The organism is uncultured Streptococcus sp. (assembly GCF_963516575.1).
Classification (GTDB): domain Bacteria; phylum Bacillota; class Bacilli; order Lactobacillales; family Streptococcaceae; genus Streptococcus.
This window is the reverse complement of the sequence record NZ_CAUQCP010000037.1, coordinates 1-21,365: the sequence shown is the minus strand read 5'-3', so window position 1 is coordinate 21,365 and position 21,365 is coordinate 1. Positions and strand designations below refer to the sequence as shown.

Annotated in this window: 20 protein-coding genes and 2 pseudogenes; 4 read left to right on the top strand and 18 right to left on the bottom strand. The window is 38.8% G+C overall.

The features are described 5' to 3' along the window. From RWM06_RS07375 to RWM06_RS07365, 3 genes are all read right to left on the bottom strand, one after another. On the bottom strand, window positions 1-448 hold a 448-nt coding region (locus RWM06_RS07375), incomplete at its 3' end, for a saccharopine dehydrogenase NADP-binding domain-containing protein (RefSeq protein ID WP_235788069.1). Next, window positions 445-1,305 carry a polyamine aminopropyltransferase gene (speE, locus tag RWM06_RS07370; RefSeq protein WP_000366713.1) on the bottom strand — a complete coding sequence of 287 codons (861 nt, stop codon included), beginning with the start codon at window positions 1,303-1,305 and terminating at the stop codon, window positions 445-447. The genes speE and RWM06_RS07375, both read right to left, overlap by 4 nt. Further along, a complete protein-coding gene (locus RWM06_RS07365) occupies window positions 1,306-2,766 on the bottom strand; it encodes an aminotransferase class I/II-fold pyridoxal phosphate-dependent enzyme (protein WP_313970652.1) in 1,461 nt (486 codons plus the stop codon). A 711-nt stretch (window positions 2,767-3,477) separates the two neighbouring features. On the opposite strand from RWM06_RS07365, the gene RWM06_RS07360 reads away from it, so the two are divergent. Then, a complete protein-coding gene (locus tag RWM06_RS07360) occupies window positions 3,478-4,173 on the top strand; it encodes a VIT family protein (protein ID WP_313970651.1) in 696 nt (231 codons plus the stop codon). Window positions 4,174-4,215: 42 nt separating this feature from the next. Here RWM06_RS07360 and RWM06_RS07355 read toward each other — a convergent pair whose 3' ends face one another. The 8 genes from RWM06_RS07355 to RWM06_RS07320 form a co-directional block, all read right to left on the bottom strand. Then, the gene (locus RWM06_RS07355) at window positions 4,216-6,204 is read right to left on the bottom strand and encodes an ABC transporter permease (RefSeq protein ID WP_313970650.1); all 1,989 of its coding nucleotides are present in this window, start codon (window positions 6,202-6,204) and stop codon (window positions 4,216-4,218) included. 1 nt (window position 6,205) lies between these two features. Then, window positions 6,206-6,964, bottom strand: coding sequence for an ABC transporter ATP-binding protein (locus RWM06_RS07350; protein ID WP_000173372.1), 759 nt, complete (start codon window positions 6,962-6,964; stop codon window positions 6,206-6,208). 545 nt (window positions 6,965-7,509) lie between these two features. Beyond that, complete coding sequence (locus tag RWM06_RS07345; RefSeq protein WP_313970649.1) at window positions 7,510-9,018, bottom strand: hypothetical protein; 1,509 nt, start codon at window positions 9,016-9,018, stop codon at window positions 7,510-7,512. A gap of 3 nt (window positions 9,019-9,021) precedes the next feature. Continuing rightward, window positions 9,022-9,678 (bottom strand): hypothetical protein, encoded by a 657-nt coding sequence (locus RWM06_RS07340; RefSeq protein ID WP_313970648.1) that lies wholly within the window; start codon window positions 9,676-9,678, stop codon window positions 9,022-9,024. A gap of 190 nt (window positions 9,679-9,868) precedes the next feature. Further along, window positions 9,869-10,141: a PspC domain-containing protein gene (locus tag RWM06_RS07335; RefSeq protein WP_001085048.1), complete on the bottom strand. Its 273-nt coding sequence runs from the start codon at window positions 10,139-10,141 to the stop codon at window positions 9,869-9,871. Between the two features lie 58 nt (window positions 10,142-10,199). Beyond that, window positions 10,200-10,649: a SprT family protein gene (locus RWM06_RS07330; protein WP_313970647.1), complete on the bottom strand. Its 450-nt coding sequence runs from the start codon at window positions 10,647-10,649 to the stop codon at window positions 10,200-10,202. Then, window positions 10,636-12,765, bottom strand: coding sequence for a Tex family protein (locus tag RWM06_RS07325; RefSeq protein WP_313970654.1), 2,130 nt, complete (start codon window positions 12,763-12,765; stop codon window positions 10,636-10,638). The genes RWM06_RS07330 and RWM06_RS07325 overlap by 14 nt, the downstream gene beginning before the upstream one ends. 424 nt (window positions 12,766-13,189) lie before the next feature. After that, window positions 13,190-13,516: a PBECR2 nuclease fold domain-containing protein gene (locus RWM06_RS07320; RefSeq protein ID WP_313970653.1), complete on the bottom strand. Its 327-nt coding sequence runs from the start codon at window positions 13,514-13,516 to the stop codon at window positions 13,190-13,192. Window positions 13,517-13,729: 213 nt separating this feature from the next. Between RWM06_RS07320 and RWM06_RS07315 the strand changes: the two genes are divergently transcribed. The 3 genes from RWM06_RS07315 to RWM06_RS07305 are packed head-to-tail and all read left to right on the top strand — an operon-like array spanning window position 13,730 to window position 15,579. Next, complete coding sequence (locus RWM06_RS07315) at window positions 13,730-13,861, top strand: SPJ_0845 family protein (protein ID WP_004234728.1); 132 nt, start codon at window positions 13,730-13,732, stop codon at window positions 13,859-13,861. Next, window positions 13,862-14,767, top strand: a complete 906-nt coding sequence (locus RWM06_RS07310) for a permease (protein WP_313970646.1) — start codon at window positions 13,862-13,864, stop codon at window positions 14,765-14,767. Then, window positions 14,764-15,579, top strand: coding sequence for a TIGR03943 family putative permease subunit (locus RWM06_RS07305; RefSeq protein ID WP_313970645.1), 816 nt, complete (start codon window positions 14,764-14,766; stop codon window positions 15,577-15,579). Before RWM06_RS07310 ends, RWM06_RS07305 begins: the two co-directional genes overlap by 4 nt. Window positions 15,580-15,699: 120 nt before the next feature. Here the strand turns inward: RWM06_RS07305 and RWM06_RS07300 are convergent, their stop codons facing one another. From RWM06_RS07300 to RWM06_RS07270, 7 genes and pseudogenes are all read right to left on the bottom strand, one after another. Next, complete coding sequence (locus tag RWM06_RS07300; RefSeq protein WP_313970644.1) at window positions 15,700-16,416, bottom strand: alpha/beta hydrolase; 717 nt, start codon at window positions 16,414-16,416, stop codon at window positions 15,700-15,702. A 3-nt stretch (window positions 16,417-16,419) separates the two neighbouring features. After that, window positions 16,420-16,731 (bottom strand): hypothetical protein, encoded by a 312-nt coding sequence (locus tag RWM06_RS07295; RefSeq protein ID WP_313970643.1) that lies wholly within the window; start codon window positions 16,729-16,731, stop codon window positions 16,420-16,422. A 119-nt stretch (window positions 16,732-16,850) separates the two neighbouring features. Further along, window positions 16,851-18,599 carry a glycoside hydrolase family 13 protein gene (locus RWM06_RS07290; protein ID WP_313970642.1) on the bottom strand — a complete coding sequence of 583 codons (1,749 nt, stop codon included), beginning with the start codon at window positions 18,597-18,599 and terminating at the stop codon, window positions 16,851-16,853. A gap of 173 nt (window positions 18,600-18,772) precedes the next feature. Beyond that, window positions 18,773-19,264, bottom strand: coding sequence for a nucleotidyltransferase domain-containing protein (locus RWM06_RS07285; protein ID WP_313970641.1), 492 nt, complete (start codon window positions 19,262-19,264; stop codon window positions 18,773-18,775). Window positions 19,265-19,327: 63 nt separating this feature from the next. Continuing rightward, a complete protein-coding gene (locus RWM06_RS07280; protein WP_313970640.1) occupies window positions 19,328-20,209 on the bottom strand; it encodes a diacylglycerol kinase family lipid kinase in 882 nt (293 codons plus the stop codon). 137 nt (window positions 20,210-20,346) lie between these two features. Continuing rightward, window positions 20,347-21,173 (bottom strand): annotated as a pseudogene (locus RWM06_RS07275) (ADP-ribosylglycohydrolase family protein). An 11-nt stretch (window positions 21,174-21,184) separates the two neighbouring features. Beyond that, window positions 21,185-21,365, bottom strand: a pseudogene (locus tag RWM06_RS07270) (alpha/beta hydrolase); the annotation flags it as partial.

Here is a 21,365-nt window from a genome sequence, read left to right as displayed (position 1 = left end):
CTTTGAATTTCTCCTGATAAGCCCATTGCCATGAGTAGTCAAAGTAGGCTGTAAATCCAAGTTCCTTACAACGTTTTTCGTAGATAGCACGCCACTCAGGGTCTTCTGTGTCTTCTGCTTCGTAGTTGGCCGTATCGATATAGTGAACACCTGTTGCCAAACAAGCGTCCATAATGGTTAAATCTTGATATGGTAAAGCTACATTCAAAACAGCTTCTGGTTTGTAGCTTTCAATCAGGGCAATCACTTCTTCAACCTTATCAGCATCAAGAGCTGCTGTCTCAATCTTTGTACTTGTTTTGCCTTCTAGCTTCGCTTTCAAGTCATCGCATTTTGACTTAGTACGGCTAGCAATCATAATCTCTGTAAAGGTTTCACTATCTTGACAAATCTTTGAAATAGCAACTTGGGCAACGCCCCCACATCCAATAACTAGTAAACGACTCATTTTTTTCCTTCCTCTTCTTCTAAAATGTCCTCAACATATTTGGGCAACATAAAGGCTCCCACGTGTAAGTTTGCAGTGTAGTATTCTGTGAAAAGCTGGCGTTTTTTCCAGCCTTCCTTGTCAAAATCTTTGACAGGGTGGTATTTTTTCGATGCAAATCCAAACAACCAATAGCCAGCAGGACTGGTTGGAATGTGGGCCTGATAAACCCGACTGATTGGAAAGGCTTGATTGACCTTGCGGTGCATGCTTCGACAAGCTGACTCATCCTCATCAAAGAAGGGACTTCCATGCTGGTAGATCATGATACCATCTTCCTTTAGAGCTCGATAACTATTGCCGTAAAATTCCTTGGTAAAGAGTCCCTCCGTATGGCCAAATGGATCTGTCGCATCGTTGATGATAATATCGTAGTCATCTTCACAGTTTCGCAAAAAGCGTAGCCCATTTTGATAGTAAATGGTAACACGAGGATCATCTAGCCCCGCAGCAAAGTCCGGGAAATACTCACGACAGACCTCGACCAGCATCTCATCTGGTTCCACAATATCAATTTGCTCCAGTTCAGGATAAAGTGTTAATACTTGGGCAACACCTCCGTCACCACCCCCAATAACCAAGACTTTCTTAGGATTTGGGTGGACAGCCATGGGAACGTGGACGGTCATTTCATTGTAGACAAAATCATCCGCATCTGAGAACAAAACATGCCCATTTAAAATCAAAATCTTTCCAAAAGCTGGCGTATCCAAGACTTCGATATCCTGCCATTCACTTTTACCAGCGTAGAGTTGCTTGGCTGTTCTCAGGGATAATTTCACATCTGGAGTATGAACTTCAGAAAACCATAAATCCATCTAGTTCTCCTTTCTCTTAATGACGTTGATGTGATTGACCTCTGGATCTTCCGTCCCTTGGAGGGAGCAACCACGTTCCTTGGCAAATTGGATATAATCGACAATTTCTCGTGTAATGCGTTCACCAGGAGCCAAGATAGGAATCCCTGGAGGGTAACACATAACAAATTCTCCACAGACTTGTCCAACAGATTCGTCTAAAGACAAACTTCTTCTCTCTGAATAGAAGGCTTCCTGAGGAGAAAGGACCAACTCGGGCTGGATATATTCTCCAGCTATCAAGTCCTTCCCATCTCGTGAATAGAGTCTCTTGATATCTGCTAAAGCACCAACCAAGCGCTCGATGTCTTGGATGCGGTCACCAATCGAAATATAGGCTAAGATATTACCAATATCACCAAACTCAATCTGAATGTCGTATTCGTCTCGTAAGAGATCATAAACCTCGATACCTGTTAAGCCAATACCCTGAGTGTAAACTGACAACTTGGTTACATCAAAATCACATACCGACACACCATCTATTAACTCTTTTGAGTAGGCATAGTAGCCACCGATAGCATTGATTTCACGACGAGCGTACTCGGATAGCTCAATAACCTTCTCAAAAGACTCTTTACCGCGAAGAGCCAAGTTGCGACGCGAAATATCCAAACTAGCCATCAACAAATAAGAGGCAGATGTTGACTGGGTAAGATTGATAATCTGACGAACGTATTCAGGATTCATCTGCTCCCCGATTAAAAGAAGCGAACTTTGGGTCAAACTCCCACCAGACTTATGCATGGAGACTGCTGCCATATCAGCCCCTGCATCCATAGCAGAAATTGGAAGTTTATCAGTAAAATGTAAGTGCGCTCCGTGGGCTTCATCTACTAAAACCATCATGCCAGCTTCATGAGCCATTTTTGTCAACCCTTTTAGGTCTGAACAGATGCCGTAGTAAGTGGGATTGTTAATCAAAATGGCCTTGGCATCTGGATGGTCCTTTATAGCCTGTGCTACTCGGTCATTTTCAAGACCTAAAGCGATACCAATCTTAGGATCCACACTCATCTCGATATAGATGGGAATGGCACCACATAGAACCAGCGCATTGATAGCAGATTTATGGACATTTCGTGGCAGAATAATCTTATCTCCTGCCTTGCAGGTTGACAGAATCATAGTCTGCACCGATGAAGTTGTTCCACCAATCATGAGAAAAGCATGGCTAGCTCCAAAAGCATTCGCAGCCAATTCCTCCGCATCCCGAATAATCGAAATGGGGTGACCAAGATTATCCAAGGGTTTCATCGAATTGACATCAATGCCTACACATTTTTCTCCCAACAGTTCGACAAGTTCTGGATTTCCCCGTCCACGCTTGTGACCTGGAACATCAAAGGGAACAATCCTTTTCTTGCGTAACTTCACCAAAGCCTCATAAATTGGGGCTTGGTTTTGATCTAACTCTTTCAAGACATACTCCTTTACCGTATTTATAGCGCCTCAAGAAGACGAAGGCGACCAAAGGTTGACTCATGAAAAAAGAGCAGGTTTTCACCTGCTCTGCAATCTTCTGACGTTTTTATGTTTGTTTCTGTTGAGTATGTCTGTTCCCGATGTTTCCTAACTCTCTAGTAGCAAATATTACGTACTTTATTGATCGTTTCACAAGATGACGTGTGCTTTCACCACACTAAAAATTTATGAATTAGGACAAGTGTCCTAACATCAACTTATAAAAGTAGGCTTTTAACCCTATCAATAATGTGGTTTTTCAACCACGCTTCGGCATTCAACCCTGCCTGTCCGTAGGCATTTTTTACTCGGGTTTATATTTGCTAGAAAACATCATCTCATTTTCTAAGCTTTATTACTATAACATGTTTTTAAGAACTTGTAAAGCATTTTTTGATAAAAAACAAAAATATGTTCGTAAACTCTTTGGTTTATGTAAAAAATATCAATAAATCTTTTCTTGTAAACGATTATAACGTGAACAAAATGATTATCATATTTAATTTTAAATTTTTTATGCCATTCTATACTCTTTACCTTCAGTGTTTGATCTATTAGAGAATATGTCGACATTTTTATATCATTAAAATCGTGCAACTTTTTTCAGATACTTTTAAAAAATTGATTTCATTATCTGTTTCCTTTATACTGGATAAAAAGGAGAATAGTATGTCAGAAACAAATCACGAAATCGATTCAAATTTTGCAGGTCGTTTAAATATCCTGCGTGCGGGCGTTCTTGGTGCCAATGATGGAATTATTTCCATTGCTGGTGTAGTTATTGGGGTTGCCAGTGCTACAAGCAATATCTGGATTATCTTTTTATCAGGTTTTGCGGCTATCTTAGCTGGTGCCTTTTCAATGGCGGGTGGAGAATATGTGTCTGTTTCAACTCAAAAAGATACCGAGGAAGCAGCCGTTGCGCGTGAGCAAGTCTTGCTAGACCAAGATATGGAACTAGCCAAAAAGTCCCTCTATGCTGCCTATATTCAAAATGGCGAGTGTGAAACATCAGCCCAACTTCTCACCAACAAAGCCTTTTTAAATAATCCGCTCAAGGCTTTGGTAGAGGAAAAATATGGGATTGAGTATGAAGAGTTTACCAATCCTTGGCATGCTGCCATCTCTAGCTTTATTTCTTTTTTCCTTGGTAGCTTACCACCAATGCTGTCAGTGACTATTTTCCCAAGTGGTTACCGCATCCCTGCTACTGTCCTGATTGTAGGACTCTCACTCTTGGTGACTGGCTACACAAGTGCTAGACTTGGAAAAGCACCTACCAAAACAGCTATGATTCGGAACCTTGCTATTGGTCTCTTAACTATGGGAGTTACCTTCTTGCTAGGACAACTTTTCAGCATTTAGTATACAAGAAATACCTCGATTTTGAAGTCGAGGTATCTTTTTTTACATTTGCACAATCTTGCGATAACTTCTTGAAGTAATCATGAAAATCAGCACATAAGCGATAAGGAAGATAGCGCAGATAGACAAGGTCACAATCAACATCATATTCGTATCTATTACACCAATCACTTTTAAAATCAGACTAAGCATATGGTAGGCAAAGGCTAGATGTATGAAGGCAAAAAGCAAAGGAAGGAAGAAAACAGTTAAAACCTGTTTGTTAATGGTTTGCTTGATTTGCTTTTGATCTAAACCAACTTTCTGCAAGATAATAAAGCGTTCACGGTCTTCATATCCTTCAGAAATTTGTTTGTAGTAGATGACCAGAACGGTTCCGACCATAAAGATAATGGATAGGAAAATACCGATAAAGAAGACACCACCAAAGAGGGCACTCATCTGAGTACTAGCATCTGATAGATTACTACCGTAAACATAGCTACCTTCCGTGTTTAATTGAGCATTAAACTGATCGAGGTATTTATCATACTCGTCAGCGACCTTGAGTTGTTCTTCTTCGCTGGCATTTACATTCATGCCACCGTAAAACTGATTATAGATAGCCGAAGCTGGGAATTGGTCCAAAAAGGCTTGTAAATCAGGTACAACAAGATAATTGTAATCAGCAGTCAAAATATTAAACTGATTTGGAACGTGGTTGACAATAAAATCTTTATTAAATTCTTCTTTGACAGAAAATTGATGATCATTTAGAGTTAGAGCTTTCTGTTCTTTAACTCCCTCATTCTTTGCAAAGAGTCCGACCTCATTTCCTGATAGAGACAGTTTTTGACCAGTCATATTCTCATAATCTTTTTGGTCAAATACCATGAAAACTGTTGTGGGTTGGACACGATTTTGTCCTTTTTCAAAAAGTGTTAACTTATTTCCTTCTTGATTCGCAACAGCAAAGTAAGTGTAACGAAGCACTTCTTTCTCTTTAATCTTATAACCTTTGTCACTTGCAAACTGGCTCAAGAGTTTGTCCAAATCTTCTTTTTCAACATTTTGCCCTGAAACCCCAAAATCATGAGGATTTAGAACTTTTTTAAAGCTTTCTGAGGCATTGAAAATACTTGTCGCTGCTGACATGGTTACCAAAACCATTGTTGACAAAATAGCGATGGTTGCTAGTCCAACCGCATTTTTCTTCATACGGAAAATCAAGTTGGAAACAGAGATGAGGTTATTAGGCTGGTAATAATATTTCTTATTTTTCTTTAAGATTTGAAGGAAAACGGTAATTCCTGCATTAAACAAGAGATAGGTCCCAAAGATAACCAGCAAAACAGCTATGAAGAAGGTTGCTAAGGCTGTAAGAGGATCTTTTACAGTAAGGGCAAGATAATAGCCAATCCCTAAACTAATGGAACCAAGAATCGTTTGGAAAGGTAGGAAACGGCCTTTTTTCTCTCCGCTTGCTTTCTCACGTGAGAGCTGAAGGGCATTCATACGGGCGATTCGAAGGGCATTCAGGAACATGAGGCCTAGAAAAATCAAACCAAAGACAAGAAGTACTGTAATGACAACTTTTATCTGGAAGGTAGCGACTAGTTCTACCTTCAATTTCATCAGTTTGAGTAGGAAAGCGAAAATCAACTTGTCAAACAAGGCTCCAATACCGATCCCTGCTCCAACAGTTAAAATTCCAAATACCACTAACTCCTTAAAGGTCATACTGATTAGATGACGTTTCTCCAAGCCCAACATGCCATAAATCCCTAGTTCCTTGGAACGGTTTTTCATGACAAAACTATTTGCATAGAGGACGATAATGGCAGATGCAAGTGTCACTACGATGAGACCTAGTTGTAGGGTAAATTGAATAGAAGATCCACCCCGCATCTCTGCCATTTTAGGATTAAAAGTTAATGAATAAAATAGATAGCTGATAGTAACTGCCAAGAGAACAGCCAGCGCAAAAGGATAGTAGAGTTTGCGGTTTTTAATCAAGTTCGATACCGCTAACTTATTGGTTAATCGAAACATACTAATTCACCTCGCTTGCCATGACAGTCAAGGTATCAGAAATTTCTTGGAACATCTGACGTTCTGTCTTCTCTCCACGATAGATTTGGTTGTAAAGAATGCCGTCTTTGATAAAGAGCACACGCTTGGCTCTGCTGGCTGCTGCCGTTGAGTGAGTTACCATGAGAATAGTTTGGCCGCGCTCATTGATTTCATCAAAGACATCAAGTAAGGCTGCAGATGACTTGGAATCAAGGGCTCCTGTTGGCTCATCCGCAAGGAGAATTTCAGGTTCTGTGATGATGGCGCGGGCTACTGCTACACGCTGTTTCTGACCACCAGAAATCTCGTAAGGGTACTTCTCTTGTAATTGGTTGATGCCTAGATTCTCAGCTGTCACCACCAATTTTTTCATCATTTCCGTAATGGGTCTTCTTGACAAGACAAGAGGAAGCAAGATATTGTCTTTAACAGACAGAGTATCTAGCAAGTTAAAGTCTTGGAAGACAAATCCTAGCTTTTCACGACGGAAGCTAGAAGCCTGTGAATTTTTAATGGTTGCGGTGTCAGTTCCATTCAAGTAAACCTGCCCACGAGTTGGTTTATCCAGCATAGCTAGGATATTGAGAAGAGTGGATTTACCAGAACCAGACTCACCCATAATGGCAACATAGTCACCTTTTTCCACGGTAAAGTGAATATCCTTGAGGGCTTCTACTTGGTTGCCCTGAAAACGAGTTTTATAAATTTTTTGAACGTGTTTTACATCTAAAAGTGTCATGAGAATCTCCTTTCTTAATATCCCATCAAATGAAATGTTGCTTGCATCATAGCGCATCCCAGTTGAATACGCTCGATATCTTTGTGACTTGGTTTTCTTGTTTTCTTCTGTAAGATTTGTTTCATGATGTTACTCCTTTGTTCTTTATGAGTCTAGTTTACATCAAAAAAAGACCTCTTGCCATAACCTAACCTTACAAAAGAGACTTTAATCTTACATTTTTGTAAGATTGGGGGAAATGTAGATATTTTATTAAAAATATTTTACCACAAAAAGAAAGTAAGAAGAAAACCCTTGCAAATACAAGGGTTCAAAAATTTTAAAATAGATTAGTCTAATTCATAGATTAACAGTAAAATAACTGTTTCTACCTCACCAAAACCAGCCTTCATTATCGTCAATGGCTTGGGCTTCTTTGCGTTTCTATTTTAGCATTTAATAGTTATTGACTGATCTAACTTAAAAAAAATAATTTCGGATAGAAATAAATTATCTTATATAATTATAAATATACTCGTACTTATAAAAGACATCCAATCCAAGTATTATAAATATCCTACACAATTTACACCTATAACTCCTCTTCTTAGGAATATCGTATGAAGTTTCTCATACTCAAATTGTTCATCTTCAAATCGCTTGTATTCAAACTTCTCATATTCAAACGGTTCGTATTCAAACTTTTCATATTCAAAAACTTCAATTCCTATTTCTTTTAATACTTCTTCTGGCAACTCGTAATTTTGATCCACTAAACCAAATAGAGTAAATCCTGAATCGACACAAAATGATAGTACTGGATTATATATTGAAGAGTAAATTACAGAACCAGCTATCGATCCTACAAAACTACCAATCATGTATCCTAGTACAGGAATTTCAATCAGAGATTGGCTCACAGAGCCCATTGATAAAGCACAAGTTGTCACAAACATTTCTTTTATTAATTCATTAACCATCTCAGCTCTACTCATGTTGCCAGTAGTGACTTGATACGAATTTTTCATTGAATTCATCACTAATACAGTCACTGCACCAACTACTGATGGATCAATAGATTTCATTGCACTACCACATAGCCCTGCCTTACAACTTGCTGTAATCGCTGCTGAAACTGTACCTCTTACAAATCCTTCGCCTGCACCTGTAATAGTCGCAAATCCTATCTTTTTGAATTGACATTCTTCAATTTCTCCATTTTTAATTAGATAAGCTATGGCATTCAATACTTCAGGAGCAACTCTTAATGCCATTGATATGGTTGCTGCAGTTAAGCCAGCTTTATACGCATGTCTTAAGATATTGGTATACTTAATCAATTCTTCAGTTGTTAAGTGTAAATCCTTAGAATTTACTCCACCCTCTTTAGACAATTTTGCAAGTTCACGTGCTTCCTGTTCCGACAAAGCAATCGATTCATTCCCCTTATTATCTTTAACTTTATCACTCAGTAATTTTAGAGTTTCTTCATAGCGATGAACTTGCTCCGGTCGCTTTACAGCTTCTTCTCTTATTTTTCGCTCTAAAAACATAGTAGCTTCTTTTAGCTGATCTGATGGAATTACTCTATACTGTCCTTTATAAACTGGATCACTCAAAATTGTGTCTGCTGAGTATCCACTCTTCTCTAAATATAAATCTAAACTATCTTTTCCACCTTGAGACTTATATTCGCTAAAACGTTGAAAAATACTCTTAGCTTGTTGTTCTGCACTGGATGCTCCATTTTTATAATATTTTAAACCAAATTCAGCATCGAAGTTTATTCCTGTAATATCAGCAGAGCCAAAGTCATGGCTACGATCAACTTGTACCCTGTTTTTTGAAGAATTAATAGCTGCATTAATATTAAAAGTCCCAGCATGCCAAAACTCAGCAACATCTCCCTTTAGTGTATCTATACGTGCACCATTATATTCAAATTCATTTAGATTATTCACCAACTTCTTTATCTCTGATTCTACAGAGTCTAAATAATGTACACCAGCAGTATGTCCTGCAAAATTACCTGCGTGCTTTTGAAAGAATTCGTATCCTTCTCTAAAGCCTTCCATTCATTATCCCTCCAAGAACTCAGATAATCCATCTATATATAGTATAGCTGTCAGACCTCTGTATTGTTGATCCATGATTTTCTCTTTATCAGTTCCTGTAAGAAATTGAGTAACACCTAGCACTGCACCAGTAGCTAATGTAATCCCAGGGGCCAAAAAACCTAGTAGTGCACCTCCTGCTATCAAAGCTGCTTTATTTCCACCAACGACATCATTAACTGCATCTAAAGCTTGCTCTGGAAGTGATTTTGAAAATTCTATCTTTTCAAAGTCAGACTTATATCCACGACAAAAATCAACAAATTCATCATAAGTTTCTGGTTGACTAATAACTTCTGATACTAGCATCATCCCACGTTTTCCTAACCAACCATATTTCATTCCATATTTTTCAAATTTTATGTCCATGCTTGATATTTCATTCTTACTTGATTGATTCTCGCCAATAAAGAGTACATGTTGTTCAGAGGTTAAAGTTGCCATATTAGCTAGATAGTCCTTTTCGAGCCACACAGCTACTTCAATCGCACCATCTTTTGTGCCAACAATTAAATTATCTTCATCATCATTTGTACTTACAAGTTGACGTAAATAATTACCGTATCCATGAGTTTTATCATCGCAAACAATAATCAATTTTGTAACATTTTGTCCAAACATAAAGTTTCTCCTTTTTTTCTAAAATTTATAATTTTTTCTTCTTGATAAGTTTCATAATAGAATGTATAACATGTTCTACAATATCCATTAAAATAGTTTCATGCGCTTATTATACCATTTAGGCATAGATTCTGACAAGATGAAAAAAAGCCTTGTCTTTTATAAAACAAAGCTTATTTCCTTATTTACCTCACCAAAACCAGCCTTCATTATCGTCAATGGCTTGGGCTTCTTTGCGTTTTCGTGGGCCTGTTCCATACATTTCTGCTTCGATTTCTTCCTTGGTTGGCATGACAGAAGCTAGGATGATATAGATAATCACGCCAAGTCCAAAGTTTGCGACTGTGAAAATGGCAAACAGAAAACGAACAAGGGTAACATCAAAGTTCCACTTGTCTGACAGACCTGCCAGAACTCCTGAAATCATGCGATTTCGTCTCATTTTATAAAATTTACTATTCATGATATTTCCTCTTTCTGCTAGGTTAGATATAGTATATCACGGGTAGGCTCGGCTTTCATCAGTCCTCAGGCTGATTTATCAGAAGCAATTTACCTAGACAAATTCCACAGCGATAGCGTTTGATATCAATCCTTCGCTTGCGCTGATAAGTTTGCTGGCAGGATTGACAACGATAAAGCTTGATTGGCTTGGAGTTACTATTGGGCAAGGACGGTACAAAGCGTAATCCATCAACTGCTTTCAACAGTTCCTTAAAATCCCGATCCTTGTGTTGATAGCCCTTCCCTTGAAAATAGAGGTGATAATGACAGAGTTCATGGCGGACAATTTTCCTAAAAACATCCAAACCCAGTTCCTGATAAACCTTGGGATTAAAATCCAAATGCCCATCTTTGGGGAAAAATCGTCCACCTGTCGAACGTAGACGCCTATTCCACTGGGCATGATGGATAAAAGGTCTGCTGAAGTCTTCTAGTGAAACCTGCTTAACGTAATCAGTCAGTTTCATTTGGAGCGATTAGCGACAGATTGACTTTTTCACGTTCAGTATCAATTTTCTTAACCCAAACCGTTACCAAATCACCAACGGATACTACTTGGCTGGGATGCTTGATAAACTTGCGACTCATATGGGAAATATGAATCAGACCGTCTTCGTGAATTCCAATGTCAACGAAGGCACCGAAGTCAACGACGTTACGCACTACACCTTCTAGCTTCTGACCTACCACTAGGTCTTTGATATCTAGGACATCTTGGCGAAGCACAGGTGCGTCAAAGGAATCACGGAAATCTCGACCTGGTTTGAGAAGATCTGCAATGATATCTTTAAGAGTTTCTGGACCAAGCTCTAGCTCTTGCGCCATTTCCTTGACAGAAAGGGACTTAAGCTTATTTTGTGCTTCTTCATTTAAGTCCTTGATATCCAAGCGTTTGAAGAGCTCTTTAACTGCAGCATAGTTTTCTGGGTGAACTCCTGTATTATCAAGGATATTGCTACTTTCAGGGATACGAAGGAAACCAGCTGCCTGTTCAAAGGCCTTGGCCCCCAGACGAGGAACTTTCTTGATTTGGGCGCGTGAAGTGATTTTTCCTTCTTCCTCACGGTACTTGACGATATTTTCAGAGATAGTTTTGTTGAGTCCAGCTACGTGTGAAAGTAGAGCTGGGCTGGCCGTATTGACATTGACACCGACTTGGTTCACCACGGTATCCACGACAAAGTCCAGACTCTCAGACAATTTCTTCTGGCTGACATCGTGCTGGTACTGACCGACACCAATTGACTTAGGATCGATTTTGACCAATTCCGCAAGGGGATCTTGCAAACGACGGGCTATAGAGATAGCCGAACGCTTTTCAACGGTCAAGTCTGGAAACTCCTGACGAGCAAGTTCGCTGGCAGAATAGACAGAAGCACCACTTTCATTTACGATGACATAACTAACCTCAGGAAAATCTTTCAGAACTTCCGCCACAAAGGCTTCGCTTTCACGACTGGCAGTACCATTTCCGATAGCAATAATTTCCACACCATATTGATCAATCAAGTCTGCCAGATCTTTCTTGGCTTCTTCGATTTGACGAGTAGATGCTGGTTTGACAGGATAAATGACCTGAGTTGTCAGCATTTTTCCTGTTGCATCCACGACAGCTAGCTTGGCACCTGTACGAAAGGCTGGGTCAAATCCAAGAACCACGCGCCCTTTTAAAGGAGCAACCAAGAGGAGATTGCGCAGGTTGTCAGAAAAGAGTTGGATAGCTCCTTCTTCTGCTTTTTCAGTCAATTCTGTACGAATACGGCGCTCGATAGCAGGCAAGACCTTTTTCTTAACCGATTGCTGAACAACTTCATCAATATAGGCGTTTTTCACCTTAAAACGAGCTGCAAAGAAGGCAAGAATACGGTCCGTTGCATGTTCAAAACCGACCTTCAAGACACCTAGCTTCTCCCCACGATTGAGGGCTAAGGTACGATAACCCTGCATATTTTCAACTGTCTCAGAAAAATCATAATAAATCTGAAAAACCTGTTTTTCATCAAGACTTTCATCCTTGACTTGGGAAGTGAGTTTAGAGTGTCTCAGCACCTCCTGATAAGTCATGGAACGCAAGGCCACATCTTCCGATAAGGCTTCGACCAAGATATCAACTGCACCAGCCAAGGCTTCCTTACCAGTCGCAAATCCTTCACAGACGAACTTTTCAGCTTCCTTCTCTAAGTCAGCTACATTCTGCAAAATCAAGCGAGCAAGAGGGAAGAGTCCAGCTTCACGGGCAATGGTTGCCTTGGTTCGACGCTTTTCCTTGTAAGGAAGGTAGAGTTCTTCTACGTCTGCTAATTTTTCGGCGGCTAAGATAGCTTTTTCCAATTCCTTGGTCAACTTGCCTTGTTCTTGAATCTTAGCCAAGACAGCTTCCTTGCGGTCGTTGAGATTGGTCAGGCTTTTATCCAAGTCGATAATGGCCTTAATTGCCACCTCATCCAAACTACCAGTCATGTCCTTGCGATAACGAGCGATAAAGGGAATAGTCGCCCCTTCTGCTGTCAAACTTAGAACAGTATCAATTTGCTTTAACGTCACTCCCAAATCCTGGGAGATTTTTTCATATTTTTTATCCATGAATCTATTATACCATAAGCCAATCTTATTCAAATTATCTCTTACAATTTTAAAACATAAGTTGGGAAATAAATTTACTTCATTTCAATATTCTATTCATTGAGAAGGTTGCAATTTAATTCTAATAGTTTACAAAAGGATCAGTGATTAATTTCACTGTTTTTATTTTTTACAAAACGCTTTATAAAACTATTTGTTGAAGTTAACGAATCAATTTTCAGTGCAAATAAAAAACCGCAAGCCTAAGCCTGCGGTGGGGATAATCTTTTTTGAAATTTTTAAACAAAAAAGGAGCATTTAAGCTCCCTCCTTTGAAATAACGGACACTTGGCTGGTCGGTGTCCCCAGCATCTCAGATACCTTTTTCAAGGTGCGGCAGGAACCTTTCTGCCCTCAAATGTCTTTCGTTAATGCTATTCTAGCACTAACTGCTTTTTTTGTCAAGCTTTCTCAATCTACCAGATTTAATACGATTTTGTAACTTGAAATCTTGCAAGCGATACATGGTCGGAACATAAAAGAAATCTCCACTTTTATGTAACTTGATGGCAACAAGAACATTATCATCAAATCTTTTAACATATTCAAAACTAGCGTCTTTCTCTCGTGGATTGATGCCGACGAAATCTGGGTTCCTTAGTATGAGTTCCAGGTCTTCAATATGATGAATCACATCATTGTGATGGCGTTTTATCATATGGCTTCTCAAACCGTCTTTGTTGACCTTTATGTCGCTCGCTTCAAGAACAATATCAAAAAATTTTTTTACTTCATCGGTAACCTGACCGATTTTTTTCGTGTTCCATCATTTCCTCCGTTATTATTCCACAACTATTATATCACAATCATGGTGTATATTAGGATATATCAAGCTCTATTATTCGTTAGATACTCAATTTTAACTTTTCCCTTTTCCTCAAAATAATAGTATAATAGAGGTAGAATTTAGAATCGAGGTACACCTATGGCTGTAAAATTTACAAAAACGGACGACTTGGACAAGATGTTTGAAGAGTTTGCGAAACTCCCTGATTTGAAACAAGTCACTTTCCCTGATGACAAAGAGAAAAAAGCCAAAGCAGAAAAGAAAAACTAGATGACTGCTTTCCAACAACTCCCGTCTAGTGTGCTTCAGACTGGGGCTATTTTTCTCTCTATAATCATTGAAGCCCTACCCTTCGTTCTGATAGGAAGTATTGTTTCAGGACTGATTGAGGTTTATATCACACCTGACAAGGTTTATCATTTTCTCCCTCGAAATCGTTGGGGGAGAATCTTTTTTGGTACCTTCGTAGGGATGCTTTTCCCTTCTTGTGAATGTGGAATCGTCCCCATTATCAATCGTTTTCTGGAAAAAAAGGTTCCCAGTTACACAGCCGTTCCCTTTCTTGTGACAGCACCTGTTATCAATCCCATTGTTCTCTTTGCGACCTATTCTGCCTTTGGCAACTCCTTCCATGTCGCTCTGTTACGGGCTCTAGGGTCCATCGTTGTGGCTGTGATACTTGGGATTTTTTTAGGATTCTTCTGGCAAGAACCGATTCAGAAAGAAAATCGTTTGGCCTGTCATGAGCACGATTTTTCTCATTTGAGTCCTGTAAAAAAAGTTTTTCAGGTCTTTGTGCAAGCAATTGATGAATTTTTTGATACGGGGCGTTATTTGGTATTTGGCTGTCTCTTTGCTTCTGTTATACAGGTCTACGTTCCGACATGGATTCTGACCTCTATCAGTGCAACCCCTCTTTTTGCCATCCTGCTCTTGATGCTTTTGGCCTTTCTTCTTTCGCTCTGTAGTGAGGCGGATGCCTTTATCGGAGCTTCTCTTCTCTCGAGTTTCGGCTTAGCACCAGTTCTGGCCTTTCTCGTCATTGGCCCAATACTGGATATTAAAAATATTCTCATGATGAAAAATTACTTGAAAGTACGATTTATCAGTCACTTTATTACAATTGTGACTCTTGTCGTCTTAGTGTATTCTCTCTTGATTGGAGTCATCCTATGATTCGATTTTTAGTTTTAGCTGGCTATTTTGAACTGACCATTTATCTCCATTTGTCGGGCAAATTAAACCAGTACATCAACATGCACTATTCCTATCTGGCCTATATTTCCATGGTGCTTTCCTTTGCTTTGGCAATCGTTCAATTGTATATCTGGATGAAGCAAGTCAAAACCCACAGTCATCTGAACAGCCGATTAGCCAAGGTAACGAGTATTGCTCTTCTGGCTATTCCTATTGTCGTCGGTTTAACTTTTCCAACTGTTAGCTTGGATTCTCAGACCGTTTCTGCCAAAGGCTATCATTTCCCTTTATCAGAAGGCACGGATCAAGCCATTCAGACCAGTGAAGGGACGACAAGCCAATATTTGAAACCAGATACCAGTTCTTATTTTTCAAAATCAGCCTATGAAAAGGAAATGCGAACTGCGGCGGATAAATACTTGTCCCAAGATAGTATTCAGATCACGAATGAAAACTATATGGAAGTCATGGAAGCCATCTACGACTATCCAGATGAGTTTGAGGGTAAGACAGTCCAGTTCACAGGCTTTGTCTATAACGACCCCAGTCATGCCAATAGCCAATTTCTGTTCCGCTTCGGCATTATTCACTGTATCGCAGATTCTGGTGTCTATGGTTTGCTGACCAAGGGAAATACTCGTCAGTATGAAAATAACACCTGGATTACAGCCAAAGGAAAACTGGTCAATCACTACCATAAAGAACTCAAACAAAACCTCCCAACCTTGGAAATCGACAGCTTTACCAAAGTCGATAAACCAGAAAATCCATACGTATATCGCGTGTTTTAAAAGAAAAAACGAACAAGTTCTCTTCTGAATGACAGAAAAAGAGTCTGTTCGTTTTTTGTTATATGAGACTTAGTGACTTGTAGATTTAAATCTTATACCATTTCAAGTAATACAAGTAGCTCATTGAGAATAAGCGAGCCACTCATTAATCATACTAGCGATTTCTTTAGGTGCTTCAGTATAAAGCTCATGGCTAACGTTTTCTAGGAAAATAGTATAAAAATAGTCTGGCAATTCTTTTAGGGCTTCCTCTCTCCATGTAGATTCATTAGAATAGCAAGGACTGATAAACAAGGTATCTCCCACTTCTCTCTTAAAAGCTTGTATTTTCCTCCGTAGGCTGAGTATCGCTTCTATATTTTCATATTTTATAGCTAACTCATATCTATTATACTCCGCATTCCAGTGATAGGACTGTCTTACGGCTTTCTCCATATTTCCTGACCAATGCTTTGCTTCGGATTTTTCTTTGGAAATAAGAACATCTAAGTCCGAAACAATTTGAGATTTGATATAGTTTTTAGTTTCCTCTAACTCTGTATCTAAAGGTAAAATCTTATCTAAATCTAGATAGCCACCATCCAAAAGAATCAGTTTTTTCACTTCTTGAAATTCCGATGCGAGATAACGAGCCAAATCTCCTCCAAGAGAATGACCTATCAGACAAATAGATTCTTCCTCTTCTATCGATTTTTTAAACCATGATTTCAATTCTGTTTCATCTCGAAGATGCTTTTCATATGGATTTAGAAAATAGACCTGCGAATCTATCTCTTGAAGAAAATCCTTGCTATGATAGACATTGCTTCCCAAACCGCCAATAAAATATTTTTTCATTCTCTACTTAATACTATGCTTATTCATCTTTTGTTCAAAGATAGTCGTGATAATCTGACGCAATTCTTCGCGTTCTTTTTCTGGAATTTCACCACTTGTTTGAGCTGCAGCGTAGAGTTCAGCGTGTTCAATTGAAATGCGTTTAATGGTGCGTGTCGTAGCATGTTTTCTGACGAAAAATGGGATTCGCTTAATCAAGTCTTGTGGTACGAGTGCAAGAATTTTCTCAGCAGTTTCCTTGTCACTAATCTTAGACGTTGTGAGCCCCTTCTTAATCATTTCCTGTTCTTTTTCTGTAAAATCTTTTAATTCCATTCGATTAGTCCTCCTATTTACTCTAAGTTAAATTATATACCAATTGTAGCAAGACGACAAATAGTCTGTTTGTAAAATCTTCTCTATTCTACAACTTTCCTTTCGCTCATAATTGCTCTTTAATGAAAAATCGCAAATCCTTTCGGAGAGATGACAAGCTGATTCTCCAATTCTTTACAATTGCTTGCTAGTGTTACTGCTTCCGCTTCTTTCTCGACAATATAATCTTTTATTGATTGGTTGAATATTGCTTTGAGAACCTGTTCTTCGTATGTCCATTCCAAAGCTACTAGATCTGGTTTGATTTCTTTTAGGCTATACTTCCCATGCTGAATGGTTGATGATGCGTGTTTGCGAATCTTGATTAGCTTCTTCATGAAATTCAGCATATCATGGTCACTTGATACGCGTTCCCAAGGCATACAGCGACGACAATCTGGGTCTGGACCGCCAGTCAAAGCTAGCTCGGTTCCGTAATAAATACACGGTGTTCCTTTTTGTAAAAAGAGAAAGGCTAGGGCTGATTTGACAAGTTGAACGTCTTCATTTGCCGTCCACAAGATTCGCTCTGTATCATGCGAATCTAGGAGATTAAACATAACTTCTGAAATCTGCTGCTTGTAATACATAGATTGGCCATTGATTTCATTGATAAACTGGTTTGTCTTCTTAATTCCTTGTAAGAAATAGTCCTTGATACTATCAGATAAAGGATAATTCATGACGGCATGGAACTCATCGCCATTTAGCCAAGGCTGAGACGTATGCCAGACTTCTCCAAGGATATAAAGATCAGGCCTTTTAGCTAGAACTGCCTTGCGAAAATCCTTCCAAAACTGATGGTCAATCTCATTAGCCACATCCAAACGCCAAGCATCGATATCAAACTCTTCAATCCAATAAGTCGCAACCTTTAAAAGATAATTCTTGACCTCTGGATTGGCTGTATTTAGCTTAGGCATATAGTCCTCGAAACCAAAAGCATGATAAGGCAACTCTCTCTTGTTGGCTAGTTTTTCAGTCATCACTGGAAATTGTTGAATATGGAACCAATCCTTATAAGCAGACTGTTCACCATTTTTGACAATATCTTGCCATTGAGGCGATTGCGAACCAATATGATTAAATACAGCATCCAGCATGATTTTCATACCTCGCTGATGCGCTTGCTCGACCAGCTCCCGAAAGGTCTCCTTGTCTCCAAAATGATGGTCAATTTCAAAATAATCCGTCGTATTGTACTTGTGATTGCTCGTCGATTCAAAGATGGGACAGAGATAAAGACCAGTAATACCCAAGTCTTGCAAGTAATCCAGATGGTCAATAATCCCCTGTAAATCACCACCAAAGAAATCATCACTCTTAGGTGTGATAGAGGAATCCCAGTCTAAAGTCCTTTCTGGGTTTAATAGAGCATTTCCATTGGCAAATCTCTCAGGAAATATCTGATACCATACCGTATTTGAAACCCAGTCAGGAACCTGGCAGGCATCAATCTCATGAAGATAGGGCAACTTAAATCCGTTTCCAATGGCATGAAGATTTTCTAGAGAATTTTCCACACACCCTTTATCGCCATACAAAATGCTTTGGCCTTCTGTATCCTTGAGTTCAAAGAGATACTGGACACGTGCAAAGTCAACGGACACTTCAACCTGCCAATAATCAAAGATGGCATCAGAAGTTATCTTGGCCATTTTCTTTGTATCTTGATAAAACTCCTCCATAAAAATAAAAGGATCACCATAATGCAAGTTGATGATTTCAATGTCCCCTTTCTTAGTTCGAATCCGAATATGAAGTTTCTTATCCTTATAAAGATAGGCATACTCCGACTCAGGCCTATGGTAAATAGCACTTAATTCCATCAATTTGTCTCCTAAATTTTTAATTCAAATTTCACGCAAACGTTTTCATAATTATGATTCTAGTATACTACTTTCGTATTTTATTTTCAATGCTTGTCCGTAGATTCTAGTGGTTTGGTTCTATAAATAAAAAAGCAGCCAGTCTTACAACTTGCTACTTTTCAAATGATGATTTACAAATATCTTTGCAACCACTCTATTTTTTTAAAATCTTTATTGTTATTGTGCTCATTTCGATAAGAATCTTGGGAAGAAGCCTTGTAAATGCTTAAAAACTGTTCCAAACTTGGAACTCGAAAAGTGATGTTTTCGAGATGAATCAACTCTATATCCGATTCCGAAACTCCAGCAAAATCAGGTAAAGAATCGATACTTCCGAATTCAACACTAAGACCATCTTTTTGGAATTCATGCTCATGAATATCTATTAAGGCATAGCCTAAGTGTTTCATCACTTTCATTATCTTGTTCCACTCATAAATTCTGAGATGATCAGGTGCTTCCCAACCTCTAGGATCACCAGGCACATGAATGTCAATGTCAGACGGCCTCCATTCTTCATTTGAACGGTATTCAAAACCCAAGGACCCCATGAGCGTCGGTGTGATTCCGATTTGGTTTAAATGAGAACAAATTGTTCGAAATTCATCAAATAGAGAATTCATTCCTCCTCCAATCGTTGATATAGAACTTAATTTCGTTGTGAATAATAAACTAATTTTTACCTTCTACGCTTTCGGTTTTGAAAATACTTCAATATGCTGGCCCAGTACCTTAATCTCTACAGGTAGGTTATCCGATTTATCGCCGTCAACGTCTGACTCCAATTCACTATCTGAAGAGATTTTAATATTGCGAGCTTTAATATATTCGATATTATCATTTGCGACAACATCGCCTTTCAATAAATCAGGAATAACGGATAATTTGGAGAATATTGAAGCATCTTTCAGAATCAAAATGTTGGCATAGCCGTCCTTGTTTTCTTCAAAGATTTTCTTATCAGCGAAGTAATTTGTCAAGAGAACCAAAACATGGCTAGCTTCACCAACATAATTTCCATTTTCTGTCTCAACCTTAATGTTAAAGACCTGATCCGTCATAACGGACTTCATGGTATTTACAGCATAGGCTAAAATACCGAATTTTGTCTTGTCCTCAATCTCCACATTGTGAATCGCCTCAGGCAGAGAACCGATACTAAAAATATAACCAAAATAATTGTCATTTGCTTTACCGATATCAATCTTATTGGTTAAATCAAAATCCAGTTCATCAATTGCGCCATCGATGTCTTGATTGATTTCCAACAGTTTTGTAATGAGGTTACCCGTACCGCCTGGGATAATTCCTAACTTAGGAATGTAGTCTCTCTCAGCAATACCAGAAATGACTTCATTAACTGTCCCGTCTCCACCAAACACAACCACTGCATCGTACTGCTCATGAGAAGCCTCTTGAGCAAAATGGGTTGCATCCAGTGCTTTTTCGGTAATTTTGGTTTCCACGTGCTCAAAGTATTCTTTGGCTTTATTCTCCAGCTTTTCTTTGTAATCCAAAGCCTTTTCCCCACCAGAAGTAGGATTAATAATAACCATTGCTTTTTTCATTAATTTCTCCTTAATTTTCATTAGAAATATTTATATTTCGTCAATTGCAACTAAATGTACTCCCATTATACAATGAAAATACAGAAAAGAAAAATCTCACGTATTGGAGATTAATCTGATTTTATTCTATTTTCCCATCATTTAACTACAGCCTTTAAGGGTTCATCCAAGTAAGAATAAGTCTTATTCTTTATCCAATCAGGAATTCCGTAAGCTGCCTCTACTATGCTACCAGTTATTGCAGCGAGAGTATCACTTTCGCCACCAAGTGAAATGGCATTTCTTATTGCATCTTCGAAATCTCTACTTTCAAGAAAAGCAATAATGGCTTGGGGGACAGTTTCTTGACATGTTTCGTTAAAACGATAGTTAGGGCGGATTTCATCTAAAGTTTGAGATAGATTGTAGCTGTGTTCTTCTCTATATAATCCTTAATCTGTCTTTTACACTCTGTATGATTGTCATTGATTGGTTGCTCATAATCTCCACAATAACCTCCAAAGTAATAACGACACAGAAAAATAGCATCAGCTGTAGCCATAGCACCTTTAATACTTTCTGGATGATTATGAGTTACCTCTGCAGAAAGACTCGCAAGTTATCTAGATGATGGCCACGTACCGGTTCTCTCATAGACATCACAGTCCATGACTCAAGCACATGGAGAAACACGCATAGCTGAACCATTCCCAAAGCTATTATAAGGCTCACGGTTATCGCTGTTTAGCCATGCATTAAACCGAGCACCGTAATCAGCATTCGGATACAGTCTGCCATATTTCTTCATCGCGTCAATGAAGTCGACTTTTTGTCCACCATTCATAATTGCTTCTGCAACAGCACAGGTCAAAACCGTGTCATCAGTGAAAAAACAGTCTTTCCGAAATAAAGGAAAATCCTTCGTTTTGATATTGTTCCATTCGTAAACTGAACCTACAAAATCTCCAATAATTGCTCCTAGCATGGTATTCCCCCTTATGGCATATCTGATTCGTTACACATTTCTAATGAGTCACTCTTTAAAAATGGCGCTACCAAATCAATCCACTCATAAGGCAGGTAAGCTGATAAATAGCCGTGATTATAGCCCTTTGCTTCATACAAAATTGTATTTGAATGTAGCTGATGAAATAATTTCGCTGATTCTTTCACACAG